Source organism: Pseudomonas sp. PH1b, from assembly GCF_000633395.1.
Classification (GTDB): domain Bacteria; phylum Pseudomonadota; class Gammaproteobacteria; order Pseudomonadales; family Pseudomonadaceae; genus Aquipseudomonas.
The window spans coordinates 1-871 of sequence record NZ_AYMU01000032.1; the positions used below are offsets into that span (position 1 = coordinate 1).

1 protein-coding gene is annotated in these 871 nt (G+C 61.1%); it reads right to left on the reverse strand.

Annotated elements, in window-relative coordinates; genetic code table 11:
- Positions 1-871: TonB-dependent siderophore receptor (locus U873_RS0131475; protein ID WP_025132040.1), on the reverse strand; the 871-nt coding region annotated here is incomplete at both ends.

Here is an 871-nt window from a genome sequence, read left to right on the forward strand (position 1 = left end):
TGTCGAAGGTGTCGTAGCGCAGGCCAACGTTGAGCAGCCATTGCGGGTCGAGTTCGATGGTGTCGAAGACGTAGGCGGCGCGGCTGGTGGCTTTGGTGTTGGTGCCGTTGTAGTTGCGCGTGATGCTGCCGGTCCACGGATCGTTGGGGTTCGGGTTGCTCAGCGAGGTACAGCTGGGCGTCGCGCCCGGGTTGCACACCTGGCTCGAGTTGCCGGCAATGTTGTAGCTGCTGACGCGGGTTTCTTCACCGGTGAACTCGAGCCCGGTGGAGTAGTTGTGCTTGAAGCCCAGTGCATGGAACTCGCCAAACAGATCGGTCTGGTTGGTGGTGGTTTCCGTGGTGGAAACGCGGCTGTTGGCACGGCGCCAAACAGTGCCGAACTGGCTGACGTTGTGCTGGCTGTCATCCGGTTGGGTGAGGATGTAGTCCTGGCCGGTGTTGCCATGACGCAGGGTGTTTTTCAGCGTCATGTTTTCGTTCAGGTCGTGCTCGATGGAAACGGTGCTGATGTCTGCACGAGTCTTGCGATAGTCACGGTCCTTCAGGCCGTAGAAGTTGTTGCTGTCGCCGCCATCGGTGGGTTTGTCATGGACATGCGGAGCCTTGGGGGCGTTCGAGCCGTAGCCGTAGGGAATGCCCGAATCCGGCAGGTCGTCGCTTTCCATGTGGTAGTAGCTGACGTTGACCCGGGTCGGAGTGCCAAGACCGAAGGTCAGCGAAGGCGCCACGCCCCAGCGGTCGTAGTTGACGGAATCCCGACCGGCCACGTTCTGCTCGTGGCTCATCAGGTTCAGGCGGAACGCCGCACCTTCGAGGAACTGACGGTTGACGTCCAGGGTGTAGCGGCGGGTCTGGTCGGAACCGTAGGT